Source organism: Variovorax sp. PEI5 (genome assembly GCF_056679935.1).
Genome location: NZ_CM155257.1, coordinates 2,321,942 through 2,342,788, shown reverse-complemented (window position 1 = coordinate 2,342,788; position 20,847 = coordinate 2,321,942). Strand labels below are relative to the sequence as shown.

Sequence of the window (20,847 nt, the reverse complement as noted above, 5' to 3'; positions counted from 1 at the left end):
GGCCGGGTCGACCCCGGGCCACGGCCTGCCATCCGTCCCTCTTCCTTCTCCCGCCTCAAGGACTTTTCATCATGAAAAGCGCATCGCTCAACCACATCTACCGCCTCGTCTGGAACGAAGCCACGAACACCTATGTCGCCGTCGCCGAGCACATCGCCGGGCGCGGCAAGCGCGCCTCCGGCGTGGCCGGCGCGCTGGTCGCCGCGTCGCTGCTGTTCGCGGGCGGTGCCGCCATGGCGCAGGCCCTGCCCACCGGGGCGGCCATCGCCGCCGGCTCGGCCTCGATCGCGCAGAGCGGCGCCCAGATGACCATCACGCAGGCCACGCAGCGCCTGGTGACCAACTGGAACACCTTCGATGTCGGCGCCGGCGCCGCGGTGCGCTTCGTCCAGCCCAACGCCAGCGCCATCGCGCTCAACCGCGTCACCGGCGGCGGCGCGGCCAGCGCCATCGACGGCAGCCTGTCGGCCAATGGCCAGGTCTGGCTGCTGAACCCGAACGGCGTGGTGTTCGGCAGCGGCGCGCAGGTCAACGTCGGCGGACTGGTGGCCTCGTCGCTCGGCCTGTCCGATGGCGACTTCCTCGCCGGCCGCACCCGACTCTCCGGCGGTGCCGGCGCGGGCGCGGTGGTCAACCACGGCACGATCCGGACCGCCTCGGGCGGCGTGGTGGCCCTGGTCGCGCCACGCGTGGTCAACACCGGCGCCATCGCCACGCCCGGCGGCAGTACCGCCCTGGCCGCCGGCGAGACGGTCAGCCTGGACTTCCAGGGCGACGGCCTGGTCAGCGTGCGCGTGGAGCGCGGCGTGGCCGAGGCCGCCGTGGAGAACAGCGGCCGCATCGCCGCCGAGGGCGGCCTGGTCACGTTGAGCGCGCGCGGCGCCGACGCGGTGCTCGGCAGCGTGGTCAACAACACGGGCGTGATCGAGGCGCATGGCCTGGTCGCGCGCAACGGCCGCATCCTGCTCGACGGCGATGCCGCGAACGGCGCCACGCATGTCGCCGGCACGCTCGATGCCACCTCGGCCGATGGCCGGGGCGGCGCCATCGTGGTGACGGGCAAGACCATCGCGCTCGACGGCGGCGCGCTGCTCGATGCCAGCGGCGCGACCGGGGGCGGCACCGTCAATGTGGGCGGCGGCTGGCAGGGCCAGGACGCGGCCATCGCCAACGCCACCAGCGTCACGGCCGATGCCGGCGTGACCGCGCGCGCCGACGCGACGGGCAACGGCAACGGCGGCCAGGTGGTGTTCTGGAGCGACGACACGACGCGCTTCGCCGGCCGGATCGACGTGCGCGGCGGTGAGCGGGGCGGCGACGGCGGCAGGGCCGAGGTCTCGGGCAAGCAGACGCTGGCCTACGATGGCGTGACCGACGCCCGCGCCACCCGCGGCACCACCGGCGACCTGCTGCTCGACCCGACCAACATCACCGTCAGCGGCGGCACCGGCACCAGCGGCACCTACACCGGCACCGCCGCGGGCGATGTCACCGTCTACGAGCGCACGCTGGAGGCACAGACCGCCAACGTGCTGATGCAGGCGACCACCAACATCACGTTCAACGATCTGACGGGCAACGGCGGCGACGGCGTCATCACGATGCAGCCCAACGTGAGCTTCCGCGCCGAATCCGTCGGCGGCACGGGGAACATCAATTTCACCAACAAGGCCAACGGCATCGTCGTCTCGGGCACGGGCAGCATCTACATGCAGTCCGGCGGTGGCGGCACCGGCTACATCACCAACGTCTTCAACCTCACGGCTCTGGGCGCCGGAGACAACCCGGCGATCGCCAACCTGCCCGACCACACCGTGACGACCATCGGCAGTGGCACGCCCGGCGCGGGCACCATCACGCTGCTGGGGGCCGACGGCCTGACCATCGCCGGCGCTTTGCGGACCAACGGCGGTTACGTGCGCCTGTCGGGCGATTCCGACCGGGGCGGCGCGGGCAGCATCACCCTGTCGACGCCCATCACCACCAACGGCGGCAACCTGTATGTCTCGTTCGGCGGCAGCGGCTACACGGCCACGCTCTCCGGCGACATCACCCTGGGCGCCGGTCGGCTCTACTTCGGCGACGCCATGGGCACCAAGGCCCTGGGCGCCTCGACCGGCACCAAGGTGCTCGCCGGCCTGCTCAGCCTGAGCGGCGACGTCGACTTCACGACCCCGCTGACCGTCAACGGTGGCGCATCCATCCTCACCGACGGCCACATCAAGTTCACCAGCAGCGTCGCCCTGAACACCGGCGCCCGGGCCCTGACCCTGCGCGGCTCCGACATCGACTTCAGCGGCGCGACGCTGACCAACGTCTCGACGGCGAGCCTGGTGCTGCAGCCCTACGACGTCGCCGCCAACATCGATCTGAATGGCGCGGCCACCGGCATCGCGCGCGCCAGCACCTTCACCAAGCTCTCCGGCATCAAGAACCTGACCATCGGCCGCCTCGACGGCACCGGCACCACCACCGTGCCGACCGGCGGCTTCGCCTTCAGCGCCAGCGACACGCTGCGCCTGCTCAATGGCGCCATCGCCATCGACGGCGCGCTGCGCAACAGCAACGCCAGCGGCCGCATCGTGGCGCAGGCCGGGCAGGGCGACGTGACGATCGCCCCGGCCGGCTCGGTCGCCGCCTCGGGCACCGGCAATGCCGTGGTGCTGGCGGCCGGCCGCAACTTCGTCGACAACAACACCAGCGCCTCGGCGATCTCGGCGGCCAACGGCCGCTGGCTGGTCTACTCGACCACGCCGGGCGCCGACACGCGCGGTGGCCTGGTCAACGACTTCAAGCAATACAACATCAACTATGGCGGCACGGCGGCGACCGACACGGTGCTGGGCGCCGGCAACGGCTTCCTCTATCGCATCGCGCCGATCGTGGGCGTGGCGCTCACCGGCACGGTGCGCAAGGAATACGACGGCACCAACACGGCGACGGTCGCGACGTCGAACCTGACCAACACCGGCGGCGCGATCGACGGCGACGCCGTCACCTTCGCGGTGGGCGCCAACGGCTCGGCCGTCTACGACACCCGCAACGCCGGCGCGACCAAGCAGGTCGACGTCTCGGGCATCACCATCGATTCGGCCACCAATGGCGGCGTGCGGGTCTATGGCTACCGGTTCAACCCCATCGCCAGCGCCGTCGTCGGCGAGGTCGACAAGCGCGTGCTGACGACGGCGTCCGGCAGCGGCGTGGGCCTGCAGGCCGCGGTCGCCGACAAGGTCTACGACGGCGGCACCGCCGCGGCGGTGACCGGCATCACATTGGCCAACAAGGTGGCCGGCGACGACCTGACGGCCACGGCGGCGGCCGCCGCCTTCGACACCCGCAATGTCGGCGCCGGCAAGACCGTGACGATCTCGGGTATCCAGTACAGCGGCGCCGATGCCGGCAACTACGACCTGTCGGCCACCACCGCGACCTCGACCGCGGCCATCACGCCCAAGACCCTCGCCGCGACGGCCACCGTCGCCGACAAGGTCTACGACGGCGGCACCACGGCCGCGATCGGCAATGTCGCCTTCACGGGCATCGTCGCCGGCGACGTGGTCGCCAACGGCACGGCCAGCGTGGGCACCTTCGCCGACAAGAACGTCGGCACGGCCAAGACCGTGACCGGCGGCGCCATCGTGCTGGCGGGCGCCGACGCGGGCAACTACACGGTCGATGCGGCGACGGCGATCGGCACCGCGTCGATCACGCCCAGGACGCTGACGGCGACGGCCAGCGTGGCCGACAAGGTCTACGACGGCACCACCACCGCCAGCATCGGCAACATCGCCTTCAACGGCGTCGTCGCCGGCGACGCGCTCGCCGGTGGCGCGGGCAGCGTCGGCACCTTCGTCGACCGGAACGTCGGCGTGGCCAAGAACGTCACGGGAAGCGCCATCGTGCTGACCGGCGCCGACGCGGGCAACTACACGGTCGACACGACGGCGGCGATCGGCACCGCATCGATCACGCCGAAGACCCTGACGGCGACCGCCAGCGTGGCCGACAAGGTCTACGACGGCACCACGACGGCGACGCTCGGCAACATCGCCTTCACCGGCGTGGTCGCCGGCGATGCGCTCGCCAGCGGCGCGGGCAGCGTCGGCAGCTTCGGCGACCGGAACGTCGGCACCGCCAAGACCGTCACCGGCGGCGCCATCGTGCTGGCCGGCGCGGACGCGGGCAACTACACGGTCGATCCGGCGTCGGTGATCGGCACGGCGGCGATCACGCCGAAGACCCTGACGGCGACGGCCAGCGTGGCCGGCAAGGTCTACGACGGCACTACGACGGCGACGCTCGCCAACGTGGCGCTGGTGGGCGTCGTCGCGGGCGACCAGGGCGCGGTCGGCACGACCGGCGCCATCGGCAGCTTCACCGACAAGAACGCCGGCAGCGGCAAGACCGTCACCGGCAGCGGCGTCGCCCTGGCGGGCAGCGGCGCGGGCAACTATGTCTTCGACACGGCGGCGCGGATCGGCGCGGCCGACATCACGCCGAAGATCCTGACGGCGACCGCCGGCGTGGCCGACAAGGTCTACGACGGCACCACGACGGCGACGCTCGGCAACATCGCCTTCAACGGCGTCGTCGCCGGCGACACGCTCGCCAGCGGCGCGGGCAGCATCGGCACCTTCGCCGACAAGAACGCCGGCACGGCCAAGACCGTCACGGGCGGCGCGATCGTGCTGGCCGGCGCCGACGCGGGCAACTACACGGTCGACGCCAACTCGGCGATCGGCACGGCGTCGATCACGCCCAGGACGCTGACGGCGACGGCCGGCGTGGCCGACAAGGTCTACGACGGCAACCGCACCGCGACGCTCGGCAACATCGCCTTCAATGGCGTGGTCGCCGGCGACGTGCTCGCCAGCGGCGCGGGCAGCGTCGGCACCTTCGCCGACAGGAACGCCGGCGCGGGCAAGAGCGTCACGGGCGGCGGCATCGTGCTGGCCGGCGCCGACGCCGGCAACTACACGCTCGACACCCGCGCGGCGATCGGCACGGCATCGATCACCCCGAAGACGCTGACGGCGACGGCCAATGTGGCCGACAAGGTCTACGACGGCACGCGCACCGCCACGATCGGCAACATCGCCTTCAGTGGCGTGGTCGCCGGCGACGCGCTCGCCAGTGGCGCGGGCAGCGTCGGCACCTTCGCCGACAAGAATGCCGGCGCCGGCAAGGCCGTGACGGGCGGCGCCATCGTGCTGACCGGGGCGGACGCGGGCAACTACACGGTCGATGCGGCGACGGCGATCGGCACCGCGTCGATCACGCCCAGGATCGTGACGGCGACGGCCAGCGTGACCGACAAGGTCTACGACGGCAGCCGCACGGCGACGCTCGGCAACGTCGCCTTCAATGGCGTGGTCGCCGGCGACACGCTGACCAGCGGCGCGGGCAGCGTCGGCCTGTTCGGCGACAAGAACGTCGGCACGGCCAAGACCGTCACGGGCGGCGGCATCGCGCTGGCCGGCGCGGACGCGGGCAACTATGTGGTCAACACCAGCGCGGCGATCGGCACGGCGTCGATCACGCCGAAGACGCTCACGGCGACGGCCAATGTGGCCGACAAGGTCTACGACGGCACCCGCATCGCCACGATCGGCAACATCGCCTTCAATGGCGCGGTCGCCGGCGATGCGCTCGCCAGCGGCGCGGGCAGCGTCGGCACCTTCGCCGACAAGAATGCCGGCGCCGGCAAGGCCGTGACGGGCGGCGCCATCGTGCTGACCGGTGCCGATGCGGGCAACTACACGCTCGACGCCGGCTCGGCGATCGGCACGGCGTCGATCACGCCCAAGACGCTGACGGCGACGGCCAATGTGGCCGACAAGGTCTACGACGGCACGCGCACCGCCACGATCGGCAATGTCGCCTTCAATGGCGTGGTCGCCGGCGACGCGCTCGCCAGTGGCGCGGGCAGCATCGGTACCTTCGCCGACAGGAATGCCGGCGCCGGCAAGGCCGTCACCGGTGGCGCCATCGTGCTGACCGGCGCCGACGCGGGCAACTACACGATCGATCCGGCCACGACCATCGGCAGCGCCACCATCACGCCCAAGACCCTGACGGCGACGGCCAGCGTGGCCGACAAGGTCTATGACGGCAGCCGCACGGCGGCGCTCGGCAGCGTCGCCTTCGATGGCGTGGTCGCCGGCGACACCCTGACCAGCGGCGCGGGCAGCGTCGGCACCTTCGGCGACAAGAACGTCGGCGCGGGCAAGAGCGTCACGGGCGCCGGCATCGTGCTGGCCGGCATGGACGCCGGCAATTACGCGCTCGACGTCGGCTCGGTGATCGGCACGGCGACCATCACGCCCAAGACCCTGACGGCGACCGCCAGTGTGGCCGACAAGGTCTACGACGGCACGCGCACCGCCACGATCGGCAATGTCGCCTTCAATGGCGTGGTCGACGGCGATGCGCTCGCCAGCGGCGCGGGCAGCGTCGGCACCTTCGCCGACAGGAACGCCGGCGCGGGCAAGGCCGTGACGGGCGGCGCCATCGTGCTGACCGGCGCGGACGCCGGCAACTACACGGTCGATCCCACCGCCACCGTCGGCAGCGCCACCATCACGCCGAAGACGCTGACGGCGACGGCCGATGTGGCCGACAAGGTCTACGACGGCACGCGCATCGCCACACTCGGCAACGTCGCCTTCAATGGCGTGGTCGACGGCGACGTGCTGACCAGCGGCGCGGGCAGCATCGGCACCTTCGGCGACAAGAACGCCGGCGCGGGCAAGAACGTGACGGGCGGCGCCATCGTGCTGGCCGGCGCGGACGCCGGCAACTACGCGCTCGATGCCGGCTCGGTGATCGGCACGGCGTCGATCACGCCCAGGACGCTGACGGCGACGGCCGATGTCGCCGGCAAGGTCTACGACGGCACCACCACCGCCAGCATCGGCAACATCGCCTTCACGGGCGTGGTCGCCGGCGACGCGCTCGCCAGCGGCGCGGGCAGCGTCGGCACCTTCGCCGACAAGAACGCCGGCGCGGGCAAGAGCGTGACGGGCGGCGCCATCGTGCTGGCCGGCGCCGATGCGCGCAACTACCGGATCGATGCCACGCGCGCCATCGGCACGGCGACGATCACGCCCCGGACCGTGACGGCCAGCGGCACCATCGGCGACAAGGTCTACGACGGCACGACGCTGGCGCAGATCACCGGCGTGACGCTCGCGGGCGTGGTGGCCGGCGATGTCGGCCGGGTGACGGCCGCGGGCGGCACCGGCCGCTATGGCGACAAGAACGTCGGCGCGGACAAGGCGGTGACGGGCAGTGGCCTGGGCCTGACCGGCAGCGAGGCCGGCAACTACGCGCTCGACACCGGCGCGGTGGTCGGCACCGGCCGCATCACGCCCCGCACGCTCACGGCCAGCGGCGCCACCGTCAGCGACAAGCTCTACGACGGCACGGCGCTCGCCGAGGTCACCGGCCTGGTCCTGGGTGGCGTGGTGGCCGGCGACGATGTCGTGGGTCAGGGCGGCGCCGGCCGCTTCGCCTCGGCGGATGTCGGCCTGGACAAGGTCGTGACGGTGGGCGCGCTCTCCCTGGCCGGCCCTGACGCGGGCAATTACGCCCTCGACCGCGCGGTGACCGGCGGCAGCGCGAGCATCGTGCCGCTGCGCAACGACGCCAGCCCGGCGACGGCGCTCGTCGCCACGCCGGTGGGCGCCAATGGCACGGCCGTGATCTCGACGCGCACGCTCGAACCCGTTGCGGCGCCGACCGACGCGACCGCGCAGGCCACGCTGGCCGTCGTGGTGACCGGTCGCCCGACCACCGCGACGGCGCTGCAGCCGACCTCGGTGGCCAATGCCGGCTCCACCACGGCGCAGATCCAGGCCCCCCTGGTGCTGGCCGATGCCGTGCTCACCGGCGGCGGCCGCCTGAGCCTGGCGCTGGAGAACGGCGTGGCGACGGCACCGGTGCAGGGCTCGGTGCCGGTCTACAGCGCGCGTGCCGGCCAGGCCGCGCCCCGCTCCGAGGGCCAGTACGCGGTGACCGATCGCGGCACCGATGTCTCGCTCGCGCTCGTCGGCACGGCTGCGCCGCGCGTCGAGCCGGTGGCCGTGACGGCGACGGGGACACGCACCACGGAGACGGCGGTGCTGCAGCCCGATGGTGGCGCCCTGGCGCTGCGTGTCGCGCTGCTGCCCGATGGCGTCCTGACCGTGCAGGTGCCCGACAGCGGCACCACGCTGAATGCCGAGACGGCGACGGCCTATGCGCTGGCCACCGCCAAGGATCGCTTCGGGGTCGCGGTGAGCGCCATCAAGGCGGTGATCGTGCAGTACGGGCCGGGCGCCGTGGCGTCGGCGGACGACGCGGCACGGGTCGCGGGCCTGTAGAGGCCCGGGCGGGGACGGGCCTGGTCCGGCCTCGGATGCGGGTGGCGGGCGGCGGCGAAAGAAAGCCGTCGCCGTCGCCGTCGCCGTCGCCCGCCGCCAGGTCAGGCCGCCGTCGCCAGCACCCGCACCGGCACCGACTTGGCCGCCGGCACCTTGCTCTCCTGGGCGTGATGCGCGAGCGGGATCACCGGATTGCATTCCGGGAAATAGGCCGCGCAGGTGCCCGGGGGCAGGTCGTACACCGTCACGCGCAGGTTCTTCACCTGGCGCTCGATGCCGTCGCCTGCGGCGCTGGCCAGCGTGATGCGCTGGCCGTTCTCCAGGCCCAGGCGGTCGATGTCGAAAGCGCTCAGCAGCAGCACCTCGCGCGTGCCGTCGATGCCGCGCAGGCGGTCGTCGTAGCCATAGATGGTGGTGTTGAACTGGTCGTTGCTGCGCAGGGTGACCAGGCGCATCACGTCGGCGCCGCCATCGCCCTCGAAGGCCGCATGCAGGGCCGGCGGCACCTTGAACTCGGCCTTGCCGCTCCGGGTCTCCCAACGGCGTTCGGCGGCGGCCAGCGGGCGCGGGAAACCACCGGGCTGGTGCATGCGCCGGTTGAAGTCCTTGAAATCCTTCGGGTAGGTGGTCTCGATGGCATCGCGCACGAGCGCGTAGTCGGCGCACCAGGCATCCCAGTCGATCTTCGGATTGGGGTCGAGCGTCGCCTTGGCCAGGCCGGCGACGATGCGCATCTCCGACAACAGCCGCGTGCTCGCCGGCGCGTGGTGGCCGCGCGAGGCGTGGATGCGCGCGGTGCTGTCCTCGACCGTCAGGGTCTGCACGCCGCCGAGCTGCACGTCGCGCTCGATGCGGCCCAGGCAGGGCAGCAGGTAGGCCACCTTGCCATGCAGCAGGTGGCTGCGGTTGAGCTTGGTCGCCACCTGCACCGAGAGTTCGAGCGCCTGCCAGGCCGGCTCCATGCGGTGGTGGTCGGGCACGGCGCGGATGAAGTTGCCGCCCAGCGCGACGAAGGCCTTGACGCGGCCGTCGAGCATGGCCTCGCAGGCCTCGACCGTGTTGAAGCCCTTGTGGCGCGGCGGCTCGAAGCCGTACTGCTCGGCCAGCTTGTCCAACGGCACCAGTTCGGGCTTCTCCGAGATGCCGACCGTGCGCTGGCCCTGCACGTTGGAGTGGCCGCGCACCGGGCAGATGCCGGCGCCGCGCCTGCCGATGTGGCCGCCCATCAGCAGCAGGTTGACCAGCATGCGCACGTTGTCCACGCCCAGCTTGTGCTGCGTGAGGCCCATGCCATAGACACCGATGACCGCCTTGGCCTTGGCGTAGACCCGTGCCGCTTCCGTCAATGCGACGCGCGACAGGCCCGACTCGGTCTCCAGCCGCGCCCAGTCCTGCGCGCGCACGAAGCTCGCGAACTCCTCGAAGCCGTGGGTGTGGGTGGTGATGAAGTCGACATCGATGACGCGCGGCCGGCCCTCGGCGATGGCCGCGTCGTCGAGGTCGAGCAGCGCCTTGCACATGCCGGCGATGGCGGCGATGTCGCCGCCCGCGCGCACCTGCAGGTACTGCGTGGCGATGCGCGTCTCCGAACGCGTGGCCATCTCGATCGGGCTCTGCGGGTTGGTGAAGGCCTCCAGGCCGCGCTCGCGCAATGGATTGAAGACGATCACCGGCACGTCGCGCTTGCGCGCCTCCTGCAGCGGATGGAGCATGCGCGGACTGTTGGTGCCCACGTTCTGGCCGAAGAACAACAGGCAGTCGGTGTGCTCGAAATCCTCCAGCCGCACCGTGCCCACCGGCACGCCGATGGCCTCCTTCAGCGCCACCGAGGTGCTCTCGTGGCACATGTTGGAGCTGTCGGGCAGGTTGTTGGTGCCATAGAGGCGCGCGAACAGCTGGTAGAGGTAGGAGGTCTCCAGCGAGGCGCGGCCCGAGGCGTAGAAGACCGTCTGGTCCGGCCCGCCGTCGCGCGCCAGGGTCCGCAGGCGCTGGCCGATGTCGGCGAAGGCTTCGTGCCAGGGCACCGGCACATAGCGGTCCTGGGCGGCGTCGTAGCGCAGCGGATCGGTCAGGCGGCCCTCGTGCTCGAGGTCGTGGTCGGGCCAGGTCAGCAGCTCGGCCACGGTGTGGCGGGCGAAGAAGTCGGGTCCGGCGCGCAGGCTGGTGAGTTCGGCGAAGGTCGCCTTGGCGCCGTTCTCGCAGAATTCCGCCGTGCTGGCCTTGGCCGGCTTGGCCCAGGCGCAGCTGCTGCAGGCGAAGCCATCGGTCTTGTTCTGCCGCACCAGTTCGGGCAGGGCGCCGAAGGCGGCGTGGTGCTTGACGTGGTGGGCGATGGAGGTGGCCGATCCCCAGCCACCGACCGGACCGTCGTAGGCCTCGATCTTGATGGGGGCGCCGCTCTCGTGGTCGATTTCACGGGTCATGGATGCATCTCCTGGGACGGTGGCAAGGGTGCATCCGGCACGGCGCGGGATGCATGGAGGTCATGCTGCCGCGCCGCCAGCCACCGATACGCCGCCCATGCGGCCGCGATCAGGTAGGCCAACCCCCCGGGCACCCACATGACCAGTCCGGCGAGCTGCTGGTCCCAGAGCTCGCGCGACTCGCGCCAGTACAGGGGCCGGCTGGAAAAGGTCAACAGGGCGCCCAGCGCCCCGGTGTGCATGGCGGTGAACAGCAGCGCCGAGGCCGCCGCCAAGGTGCCCTGGCGTCCGCCGCGCAGCACCGACCACCAGAACAGCCAGCCGGTCAGCAGGAACGACAGGTGCTCCGCCACGTGCAGCCAGTTGTCGAACACCGCCGCCATGTAGGGGCCCGGCGCGTGCCAGATCCAGATCGCCGCCGCGTGCAGCAGCGCGCAGGCCCCGGGATGGCGCGTCAGGCGCAGCAGCGGGCGCCACAGGGCGTCGGCCACCGGCCCGGCGATGGCGCGCCACTGGGCGAGCGGCCGGGCCAGGACGGCCAGGGGCGCCACCACCAGGATCAGCAGCATGTGCTGGACCATGTGCAGCGCGGTGCTCGACTCGGCCCAGTCGTCGAACGGGCCGAACAGCGCCAGGCCGGCGACCAGCATGGCGCCGTGGAAGCACAGTCGTCCGGCGAAGCTCGGGCGCCGCCGCATGGCGCCGGCGCCATAGCCCAGCCAGGCCAGCGCGAACAGGCCCTGCGACAGCCAGATCGGCGCGTGCGCGCCTTCGCCCGTGAAGGCGTTGCCATGCGCCAGGGCGGCCAGCGGCAGCGCCGCGAGTCCTGCCCCCAGCCCCAGCCCGCGACCGAGCCGGCGCCGCGCCATCACACGCACGGCCACAGGGCCAGCAGCGGCAGACCGACGAAGACAGCGGCGCCGGCGGCGATGCCATGCAGCCAGGCGGCCGCGTGGGCGATGAAGCGCGCCGTCGCGGCGGCGTCGGCTCCGGCTCCGACGTCGGCCGGGCGCCGCGCGGCGCGGGCGCAGGTCCGGGCCGCGCCGACCAGCCACAGCACCAGCACCAGCGTGACCAGCAGCAGCGTGCCGTTGATGGCATTGAACTGCCGGCTCTCCGGCGCCGGCGGGGCGACGGCGCAGCCGACCGACAGTCCGCCATAGACGACGACGAACCAGACCGACCACGCGATCAGTCCCAGTCCGAGCTGCCAGGGGTGGCCCGGCGCCAGGCCGGCGATGCGCCCGGGAGAGGGCGGCGACGGCTTCGGCGTCGTCGGCGAAGACGGTGGAGCGGACATGGTCGTCGGGGGGGTGCGTGGAGGGTGGAGGAGTGCAGGCGTGGGCCGACCGCGACCCGGCTCAGCGGGCGAAGGCCAGCGGCAGCAGGGCGAAGGCCAGCCAGCCCACGGCCGCCGCCCCGGCGGTGAAGCTCCAGAACGACGACACCACCACCGGCTCGTAGGGCGCCTTCATGCCGACGTAGCCGCGTCGCACCCGCAGCGCCTGCAGCACCGACAGCACCAGCGCCAGCAGTGTGTGCAGCAGCAGGAACGACAGCAGGAAGGCGAGCATGGCATCGTGCGCGCTGTGCGTGGGCGCGAGCGGTGCCATCAGCAGCAGCGCGACCAGGCCGGCGGCGGCGGCCAGCGCGCAGCCGACGGCGGTCCACAGGCTGCCGAGCAGGGCGGGCGCTTCGCGCCGGACGGTCGAGGCGGCGCCGTCGCCGGCATCGCCACCATCGCCGGCGTCCTGGCAGCCGCGCAACCGCTTCACCACGCCCTGCATCGACCAGCGCCCGGCGCCCAGCAGCAGCGCCACGCCGAGCAAGGGCCAGGTGCCGATCGGCGAGACGGCCGGCGGCTGCCACGACGGCGCCACCGTCCACAGGAACAGCCAGCCGAACACCAGCGAGCCATAGAGCGAGGCATCGGCCAGCATCGTCAGGCCCATGCCCCACAGGCCAGGACCATCGAAGGTGTGGGTGTGCAGCTTCAGGCCGTCGGGCAGGTGGGCGGACTCGGTGCCGCTCATGCACGGATGGCCGCCGTTGAGCCACGACCAGCGCAGCAGCACCGCCGCGACCACCACCCCGGTGACCAGCGCCACGACATACAGCTTGAGCAGCAGCAGGATGCACAGCAGCGCCAGCAGCAGGCTGGAGATCAGGGGCAGCCAGGAGCTGCCCGGCAGATGGAACACCTCGCGCGGCCGGCCGCTGACCGGGTCGCTGCCGAGCGTCTCGCGCCGCCCGTGCCCGGCCTCGGCCAGCGCGTGGCGACCCTCGGCCACGGTGTCGGGCAGCTCGGGCGCGTCCCACAGCGGATGGCGCATCGGCAGCGCCGGCTGGCTGGCGAAGTTGTAGGAGGGCGGTGGCATCGTCATGGCCCACTCCATGGTGTCGGCGCCCCACGGATTGGGCGGCGCCTTGCGGCCGAAGCGGAAATGCAGCGCGATGTCCAGCAGCACCGTCGCCACGCCGAAGGCCATCAGGAAGCTGAAGACCGAGGAGATCAGGTTGGGCAGGTCCCAGCCCAGGCCGCTGTCGTAGGTGTAGACGCGGCGCGGCATGCCCAGCAGGCCGGTCCAGTGCATCACCAGGAAGGTGCCGTTGAAGCCGACGAAGGTGACCCAGAAGCCGATCTTCGACAGCCGCTCCGATGGCATGCGCCCGCTGAAGTGCGGCAGCCAGTAGTAGACCCCCGCCAGCAGCGGGAACAGCATGCCGCCCACCAGCACGTAGTGGAAGTGCGCCACCACGAAATGCGTGTCGTGGACCTGCCAGTTGAAGGGCACCAACGCCAGCATCACGCCCGTCAGGCCGCCGGCCACGAACACCGTCAGGAAGGCGCCGACCCACAGCATCGGCGCGCGCCACACCGGCCGGCCGGTCCACAGCGTGGCGATCCAGGAGAACAGCTGCACGCCGGTCGGGATGCCCACCAGCATGCTGGCGGCCGAGAAGAAGGCCTGGCCCAGCGCCGGGATGCCGAGCGTGAACATGTGGTGCACCCAGAGTCCGAAGCTGATGAAGCCGATGCTGATGAGCGAGACCACCACCCAGCGATAGCCCACCAACGGCCTGCGCGCGAACACCGGCACGATGGTCGAGATCACGCCGGCCGCCGGCAGGAAGACGATGTAGACCTCCGGATGGCCGAACAGCCAGAACAGGTGCGCCCACAGCAGCGGATCGCCGCCGCGCAGGGTGTCGAAGAAGGCCCAGCCGGCGGCGCGTTCGAGTTCCAGCAGGATCGAGCCCAGGATCAGCGGCGGGAAACCCACCACGATCATCAGCGAGGTCACCAGCATCGACCAGGCGAACACCGGCATGCGATCGAGCGACATGCCCGCCGCGCGCGTGCGCAGGATCGACACCGCGATCTCGATGCCCGCGGCCATGGTCGCGATCTCGACGAAGGTGATGCCCAGCAGCCAGAAGTCGGAATTGAGCCCGGGCGTGTAGACATTGCTCGACAGCGGCGTGTACATGAACCAGCCGGCGTCGGGCGCCAGGCCGAACAGCAGGCTGCTGCAGAAGATGATGCCGCCGAAGAGGTAGCACCAGTAGCCGAAGGACGACAGGCGCGGGAATACCAGGTCGCGCGCGCCCAGCATCTTGGGCAGCAGGTAGGCCGCGAGGCCCTGCAGGATCGGCACCGCGAACAGGAACATCATGATGGTCCCGTGCATGGTGAAGGCCTGGTTGTAGGCCTCCGCGCCCATGAAGTCGTGGTTGGGCAGGGCCAGCTGCGCGCGCATGAGCATCGACAGCAGCCCGGCCAGCACGAAGAACACGCCCCCCGTCACCATGAAGCGCTGGGCGACGGTCGAGTGGTTCACCAGCGACAGCGCGCGCCAGCCGCGCGGGTTGCCCCACACCTTCTCCAGCTGGTCGTGCAGCGCGGCGCGCTCCGGGGAGGGGGTACCGGGGATCATCGGGCGCTGCCTGGGTGGGGGGTCACGGGGGTCTTCGGTTCGTTGTCGGTGAGGAGGGGGACGGGCGCCTGGCCGGTACGCAGCCAGGCGTCGAAATCGGCGGGCTCCATCGCGATCACGGTCATCGTCATGTGGGCGTGGCCGGTGCCGCAGAACTCGGCGCACTGGCCGCGATAGGTGCCGGCGCGGTCGGCCTGCAGGCGCACGACCAGCGTGCGTCCGGGCACGGCGTCGAGCTTGCCGCCCAGGCGCGGCACCCAGAAGGAGTGGATCACGTCGGAGCTCTGCGTATGGACGTCGACCGCCCGGCCGACCGGCACGCGCATCTCGTTCTTCAGGCGCACGCCGTTGTCCGGGTAGTGCATCTCCCACCACCACTGGTGGCCGATGGCGTCGACGCGCAGCGGCGCCGGACCGGCGCCGGGCAGCGGCAGCTGGTGGAAGCCCGCGGGCGAGCCGAAGACCAGCAGCGCGACGATGCTCACGCCCGGCAGCACCAGTCCGCCGCCCACCAGCCAGCGCCGCTGGATGCGGCGCGCGGCGTCCTCGTCGGGGGCCTCGGCGCGCGGCCGCATGGCCAGCAGCCAGATCACGCAGATGCCCGCGAGCACCACCACCGCGACGCCGAACATCCACCACCACACCATCGCGATCGCCGCCGCCGACGGGCCGGCCGGATCGAGCACCGACTGCGGTCCGGCGCAGCCGGCGAGTCCCCAGGCGGCAACGGCCATGGCGGCCGGCACGAGAATGCGGCCATGAGCAGCAGCAGCCCCTCCCGCCCGACCACCCCCGTGGTCCCTCCGCCGTCGAACGAGCCGATCCTCAGCCGCGCCGCCATCGCCGGCCATCCGCTGCATCCGATGCTGATCCACTTCCCGGTCGCCGCGCTGGTCGGCCTGGTGGGTGCCGATGCGGCATTCATCTGGAACGGCGATCCGTTCTGGGCCCGCGTCGGCGTGTGGCTGGCCGGCGTCGGCGCGCTCGGTGGCTGGGGCGCCAGCATGGCCGGACTGGTCGACCTGATCACCGTCGGGCGCATCCGGCGCCTGGTCACGGCCTGGGGCCACGCGATCATCGCCGTGATGATGCTGTCGATGGCCTCGATGAACTGGATGATCCGGCTGGGCGACGATCCCGGCGCCCACGTCTATCCCTGGGGCGCCGGCATCACGCTGGTGACGGCGGGCTTCATCGCCCTGGCGGCCTACCTGGGCGGACGGCTGGTCTACGAGCACGCGGTGGCCGTGGACACGTCGGACTGATCCGGGGCGGCGAAGGGAGCGGAAGTGGGGCGGTGTCATGGCTGCGGCTTCAGAACGGCTTGCGCAGCGCGAGCCAGGCGATGGTGGCGAACCACAGGAGCGACAGGCCGCAGACCAGATAGGCCAGCTTCGTCCAGGGGCTCTCCTGGCGCTCGATGCGCAGCACCAGCATGCCGCACGAGGCATGGCCCAGCACCAGCAGCCCGACGACGCCGAGCTTGACGATCAGCCACGGCGCCAGCGGCCCGTACAGCATGAAGATGGCCGTGCCGGAGGCGATGGCCAACAGGGCCGCCGGCGTCGCGACGCCGACGAACAGGCCGCGCAGCAGCGTGCGCCGATGGGCGTTGGAGAACACCGCCGGGCTGGTCTCCCGGCTCGCCAGGGCCAGGGCGATGGTCAGGTAGAAGAGCGATCCGGCCCAGGCGATGACCGCGCTCACGTGAAGCAGCTTGAGCCAGGGCATGGTTCAGGCGGCCGATGTGATGGGTGGTGGGACAGGCATGGCGGCTCGGAATCCGGAACGGGAGGCGGTGGACGGGGAACCGGCATGGCCGGTCGGACGAAAGGTGGGCGATGCGGACGGACCGGTTTCGCAGCGGTCTCGTGGAGGCCGTCGACAGCGCATGGAGGGCGAGTCCCGTGCCTGTCATGTCACGGCAGTGTTTCGCAGTTCGTCCGCCGCGACTGTAGGAACGCGCCGCTGAGCCCCGCGCGACGGCGGGGCGAGTGGCTGCGCCAGCCTAGAAATCCACCAGGCTCAGGCCGATGCTCAGCACCGTGCGCTTGCGGTTGTAGTCGACCAGCGTGTCGCCATAGCCATGGAAGAGCTGCGTGTGGAAGCGCAGGTTGCTGGTGACCGGATCGCCGATGGCCTTGAGCCATTCGAGGCGGATCGAGCCATGGCCGTTGCTGCGCAGGTTGTTGCGCAGCGTGACGCCGAAGGTGTTGTCGCGGTCGTAGTTCCAGCGCCCGATGAACTCGGCGCGGCCGATGTAGTCGGCGATGTCGGGGTTGTCGTCCTTCGCCGGATCCTCCTTGATGCGGTCCCAGAAGCGCGCCGCGAGCTGGAAGCGGTCGTCGAGCTCGATGCCGCTCATCAGGTAGGTGCGGTTCCAGCTGCGCGACAGGGGCAGGGTCTGGCCGTTCGACTGGTGGGCGATGCCCGCGCCCAGGTAGCTCCAGCGCCAGCCGCCCGGCAGGGCGAGCCGGGTCGGATAGACATACATCATCTCCGGCTCGTGGTCGGTGGCGCGGAACGGCCGCGAGATCGCGCCGTTGAAGAGCTGCCAGCTCGACTGCTGGGTGTAGCCGAACCACAGCGAGTCCTTGCGCTGCGGGTCGTTGCCCGTGAGCAGGCCCTGGGCCAGCTTGGTGCGCACCGACAGATTGATGCGCATTTCGTTGGCCTGGTAGTCGATGGCGTCGCCGGTATGGCCGGCCGCGGGCGAGGTCGGCGTCTCGGGCCGGCGCGTGGCGGCGGTGACCGACACGCTCAGCGGCCGGTAGCCGCGGAAGCCGAAGGTGCCGCAGTCGCTGCCTTCCTCCAGTTCCCAGAAGCGCGAGAACGACGAGTACTGGCGGTCGCGGCAACCCTCGGAGGCGGCCACGACGATCACCGGCTTGACCGGCACGGCGGGATCGGCCACGGGCTGCGCGCTGGCCAGGGCGGCATTGCCGGCCGGGGCCGCCGGCGTCACCGCGACCTCGGAGCGCGTGCCGGCCGGCGTCAGCGGCCGGGTGGGCGAGGGCGCCAGCGCGGGCGCATCGGCCGCCACCGTCGCCGGCGCCTGCTGCTGCTGCTGTTCGCGGGCCCAGCGGTCGAAGCAGGCCAGGCGCGCCTCCTTGCTGTCGTCGAGCCGCTGGCATTGCTGCCAGTCGAGGCTGGCGGCGGCCGATGCCGGCGTGGCCACGCCGCCGGTGGTGGGGCCCTGGGCCTGCGCGGCCAGCGCCAGGCCGAGCCCGGCGAGCATCGCGCCGGCCGTCCGTGCGCGGGCGCTGCGCGCGGCGGGGGGCGATGCGGGAGGAGGGGAGGACGTCGTCATGGAAGTTCGCCGGTCTTGTGGAGCAGGAAGGTACGTGTGCTGTCGTCGCGCGCGTCGCGCCGGGTGCCCCGGAAGGTCCGGCCGCACGAGCCGGGTTCGAGGTCGGCCGACCAGACCGCGTCGATGGCGCGGCCGTCGGCCGATTCGTCCAGCGTCAGCACGCCGGCATCGTCGATGTCGCCGGCCACCTGCGCGTCGACGCCGGCACCGGCGCCCGCCGCGCGAGCGAGCGTGCCGCGCACGCTGCCGGCGTATTCGGGGTGGCGCGCGAGCCGCAGCACGGACGCCGCCGGGGCATCGTCGAAGCGCGCCTCCCAGCGGCCGTACAGCAATTCGGGCGCCAGTTCGTCGGCGCTGCGCGGGCAGTCGGCCGTCTGGGCGACCGGGGCGGGCGCCGATGACGCGGCGGCTCCGGACTGCGCCCGCGCGGCTCCCGGGGCCGCCAGCAGCAGCGCCAGCATCATGGTCGCGGCCAGCGCGGGCGCCGACCGGCCGCGGGAGCGTGGGAGGGAGGGGCGCGCGAGGAGGGGCGTCATGGCGCGCATCCGGGAGGTCACCGGGGCCGGGATCAGGGGGTCCATGGGTTGTGCGGGTCTACGGGGTCACGGGGCGGTCGGCCGTGCGGTCATCAGGGCGCCGAGGACGCCGCGGCCGCGGCGGCGGCGCTGTCCTGCGCCCGGCGGGCGAACTCGGCGCGCAGCGCGCGGATCTTCTCGCGCGGGTCCTCCTTGGCGGAGGTCGGGTCGAGCGCCATCTCGGCGATGAAGCGGCTGGGCTGGGCGGCGACCGTCTCGCGGCCCTTCTTGCGCCGCTTGGTCCAGCTCACGGCCAGGCTGCGCTGGGCCCGGGTGATGCCCACGTACATCAGGCGGCGCTCCTCCTGCAGGCGCGTGAGCGTGTCCTCGCTGACCTTCTGCTGGCGGCCGTCGTCGTCGTCGAGCTTGAAGGGCAGCAGGCCCTCGTTGACGCCGATGAGCATCACGTGCGGCCATTCCAGGCCCTTGGCGGCGTGCAGGGTGGAGAGCGTGACCACGTTCTGGTCCTGGTCGCCGCGATCGCTGATGGTGGAGAGCAGCGAGATGGTCTGCGCCACCTCCAGCATGCTCTTGCGCTCGCTCACGACCGAGGTGGCGCCGGAGGCGTCGTCGACCTCGCCGCCGCAGCGCGCGGCCATCCAGTCGCAGAACTCCAGCACGTTGGTCCAGCGACTGGCTGCCGCCTGCTCGCTGTCCTCGCCGTCGTAGATGTGGCGCTCGTAGTCGATCTCCTTGAGCCAGTCGGCCAGGAAGGCACGCGCGCTCTCGGCGCCCATGGTCTGGCGGGCCTTGTATTCGAGGTCGTTCACATAGCGGCCGAACTCGTGCAGCCCGCCAATGGCGCGCGCCGGGATCACGCTGGGCAGCGAGGCGCTGAACAGGGCGCCGAAGAGGCTGAGCTTGTACTGGCTGGCGAAGGTGCCCAGCGCGGCCAGCGTGGTGTGGCCGATGCCGCGCTTGGGCGTGGTCACCGCGCGCAGGAAGGCCGGATCGTCGTCGCTGTTGACCCACAGGCGGAACCAGCCGCACAGGTCCTTGATCTCGGCGCGATCGAAGAAGCTCTGGCCGCCCGAGACCTTGTAGGGGATCTGCGCCTTGCGCAAGGCCTGCTCGAAGACCCGCGCCATGTGGTTGGCGCGGTAGAGGATGGCGAAGTCGCGGAACTCCTTGTGCTGCTCGCCCTGCGTCACGGTGGCGCCGCCGCGCAGGCTCTGGATGCGCGCCACCGCGCGCTCGGCCTCGTGGGCCTCGTTGTCGGCATCGACGATGCGCACCGGCTCGCCTTCGCCGAGCTCGCTGAACAGCGTCTTCGGGAACAGCTTGGGATTGGGGCCGATCACGTTGTTGGCCGCGCGCAGGATGGCGCTGGTGGAGCGGTAGTTCTGCTCCAGCTTGACCACCTTGAGCGTCGGATAGTCGATCGGCAGCTTGCGCAGGTTGTCCAGCGTGGCGCCGCGCCAGCCATAGATCGACTGGTCGTCGTCGCCCACGGCGGTGAAGCGCCCGCGCTCGCCGACCAAGGCCTTGAGCACCTCGTATTGCGTGGCGTTGGTGTCCTGGTACTCGTCGACCAGCACGTGACCGAGCGCCTCGTGCCATTTGGCGCGCACCGCTTCGTGCTCGCGCAGCAGCTTCAGCGGCATGCCGATCAGGTCGTCGAAGTCGACGCTCTGGTAGGCCGCCAGGCGCTCCTCGTAGCGCGCCATGATCTGCGCCGTGATGCGCTCGGAGTCGTCGGCCGCCACGGCCTCGGCCTGGGCCGCGTTCAGGCCCATGTTCTTCCAACGGCTGATGGTCCACTGCCACAGGCGCGCCGTGGCGGCGTCGACCGAGCCGCCGGCGTCCTTCAGGATCTTGGTGACGTCGTCGCTGTCGAGGATGCTGAAGGCCGGCTTCAGCCCGAGCACGGCGCCGTCCTCGCGCATCATGCGCACGCCCAGCGCGTGGAAGGTGCAGATCACCACGTGCTTGGCGTCGCGCCCGATCAGGCCCTTGGCGCGCTCGCGCATCTCGGCGGCGGCCTTGTTGGTGAAGGTGATGGCGGCGATCTTCTTCGGCGGCATGCCCGACTGGATCAGCCGCGCGATCTTGTGCGTGATCACGCGCGTCTTGCCCGAACCCGCGCCCGCGAGCACCAGGCAGGGGCCGTGCAGGTAGTTGACGGCTTCCTGCTGGGCGAGATTGAGACCGGAGGACATGCGGCGAGGATCGATCGGTGGAGCGTGAAGGGTCGCCGGAGACGTCGGTGGCGACACGGATCCGGGCGCGAGCGGCGGG

At 71.8% G+C, this 20,847-nt stretch carries 11 protein-coding genes; 2 read left to right on the top strand and 9 right to left on the bottom strand.

Translation table 11 applies throughout. The features are described 5' to 3' along the window. Positions 1–71 precede the first annotated feature (71 nt). A complete protein-coding gene (locus tag AC1MLT_RS10730) occupies positions 72–8,363 on the top strand; it encodes a YDG domain-containing protein (RefSeq protein ID WP_481032267.1) in 8,292 nt (2,763 codons plus the stop codon). 101 nt (positions 8,364–8,464) lie between these two features. Here AC1MLT_RS10730 and AC1MLT_RS10725 read toward each other — a convergent pair whose 3' ends face one another. The 5 genes from AC1MLT_RS10725 to coxB all read right to left on the bottom strand — a co-directional run bounded on the left by AC1MLT_RS10725 (position 8,465) and on the right by coxB (position 15,458). Then, positions 8,465–10,786, bottom strand: a complete 2,322-nt coding sequence (locus AC1MLT_RS10725) for an FdhF/YdeP family oxidoreductase (RefSeq protein ID WP_481032266.1) — start codon at positions 10,784–10,786, stop codon at positions 8,465–8,467. Next, positions 10,783–11,670 (bottom strand): cytochrome c oxidase assembly protein, encoded by an 888-nt coding sequence (locus AC1MLT_RS10720; RefSeq protein ID WP_481032265.1) that lies wholly within the window; start codon positions 11,668–11,670, stop codon positions 10,783–10,785. Before AC1MLT_RS10720 ends, AC1MLT_RS10725 begins: the two co-directional genes overlap by 4 nt. Next, on the bottom strand, positions 11,655–12,086 hold the full coding sequence (locus AC1MLT_RS10715; protein WP_481032264.1) for a hypothetical protein: 432 nt from the start codon (positions 12,084–12,086) through the stop codon (positions 11,655–11,657). Before AC1MLT_RS10715 ends, AC1MLT_RS10720 begins: the two co-directional genes overlap by 16 nt. A gap of 61 nt (positions 12,087–12,147) precedes the next feature. Continuing rightward, positions 12,148–14,724 carry a cytochrome c oxidase subunit I gene (gene ctaD, locus AC1MLT_RS10710; protein WP_481032263.1) on the bottom strand — a complete coding sequence of 859 codons (2,577 nt, stop codon included), beginning with the start codon at positions 14,722–14,724 and terminating at the stop codon, positions 12,148–12,150. Next, positions 14,721–15,458 (bottom strand): cytochrome c oxidase subunit II, encoded by a 738-nt coding sequence (coxB, locus tag AC1MLT_RS10705; RefSeq protein ID WP_481032262.1) that lies wholly within the window; start codon positions 15,456–15,458, stop codon positions 14,721–14,723. Before coxB ends, ctaD begins: the two co-directional genes overlap by 4 nt. Before the next feature lie 24 nt (positions 15,459–15,482). Between coxB and AC1MLT_RS10700 the strand changes: the two genes are divergently transcribed. Beyond that, on the top strand, positions 15,483–15,989 hold the full coding sequence (locus AC1MLT_RS10700) for a DUF2231 domain-containing protein (protein WP_481032261.1): 507 nt from the start codon (positions 15,483–15,485) through the stop codon (positions 15,987–15,989). Positions 15,990–16,038: 49 nt separating this feature from the next. Here the strand turns inward: AC1MLT_RS10700 and AC1MLT_RS10695 are convergent, their stop codons facing one another. The 4 genes from AC1MLT_RS10695 to AC1MLT_RS10680 all read right to left on the bottom strand — a co-directional run bounded on the left by AC1MLT_RS10695 (position 16,039) and on the right by AC1MLT_RS10680 (position 20,768). Continuing rightward, positions 16,039–16,455, bottom strand: a complete 417-nt coding sequence (locus AC1MLT_RS10695; protein WP_481032260.1) for a CopD family protein — start codon at positions 16,453–16,455, stop codon at positions 16,039–16,041. A gap of 277 nt (positions 16,456–16,732) precedes the next feature. After that, positions 16,733–18,034, bottom strand: a complete 1,302-nt coding sequence (locus tag AC1MLT_RS10690) for a phospholipase A (RefSeq protein ID WP_481032259.1) — start codon at positions 18,032–18,034, stop codon at positions 16,733–16,735. Continuing rightward, positions 18,031–18,570 (bottom strand): hypothetical protein, encoded by a 540-nt coding sequence (locus AC1MLT_RS10685; protein ID WP_481032258.1) that lies wholly within the window; start codon positions 18,568–18,570, stop codon positions 18,031–18,033. The genes AC1MLT_RS10690 and AC1MLT_RS10685 overlap by 4 nt, the downstream gene beginning before the upstream one ends. 92 nt (positions 18,571–18,662) lie before the next feature. Continuing rightward, a complete protein-coding gene (locus tag AC1MLT_RS10680) occupies positions 18,663–20,768 on the bottom strand; it encodes an ATP-dependent helicase (RefSeq protein WP_481032257.1) in 2,106 nt (701 codons plus the stop codon). Between the last annotated feature and the right edge of the window lie 79 nt (positions 20,769–20,847).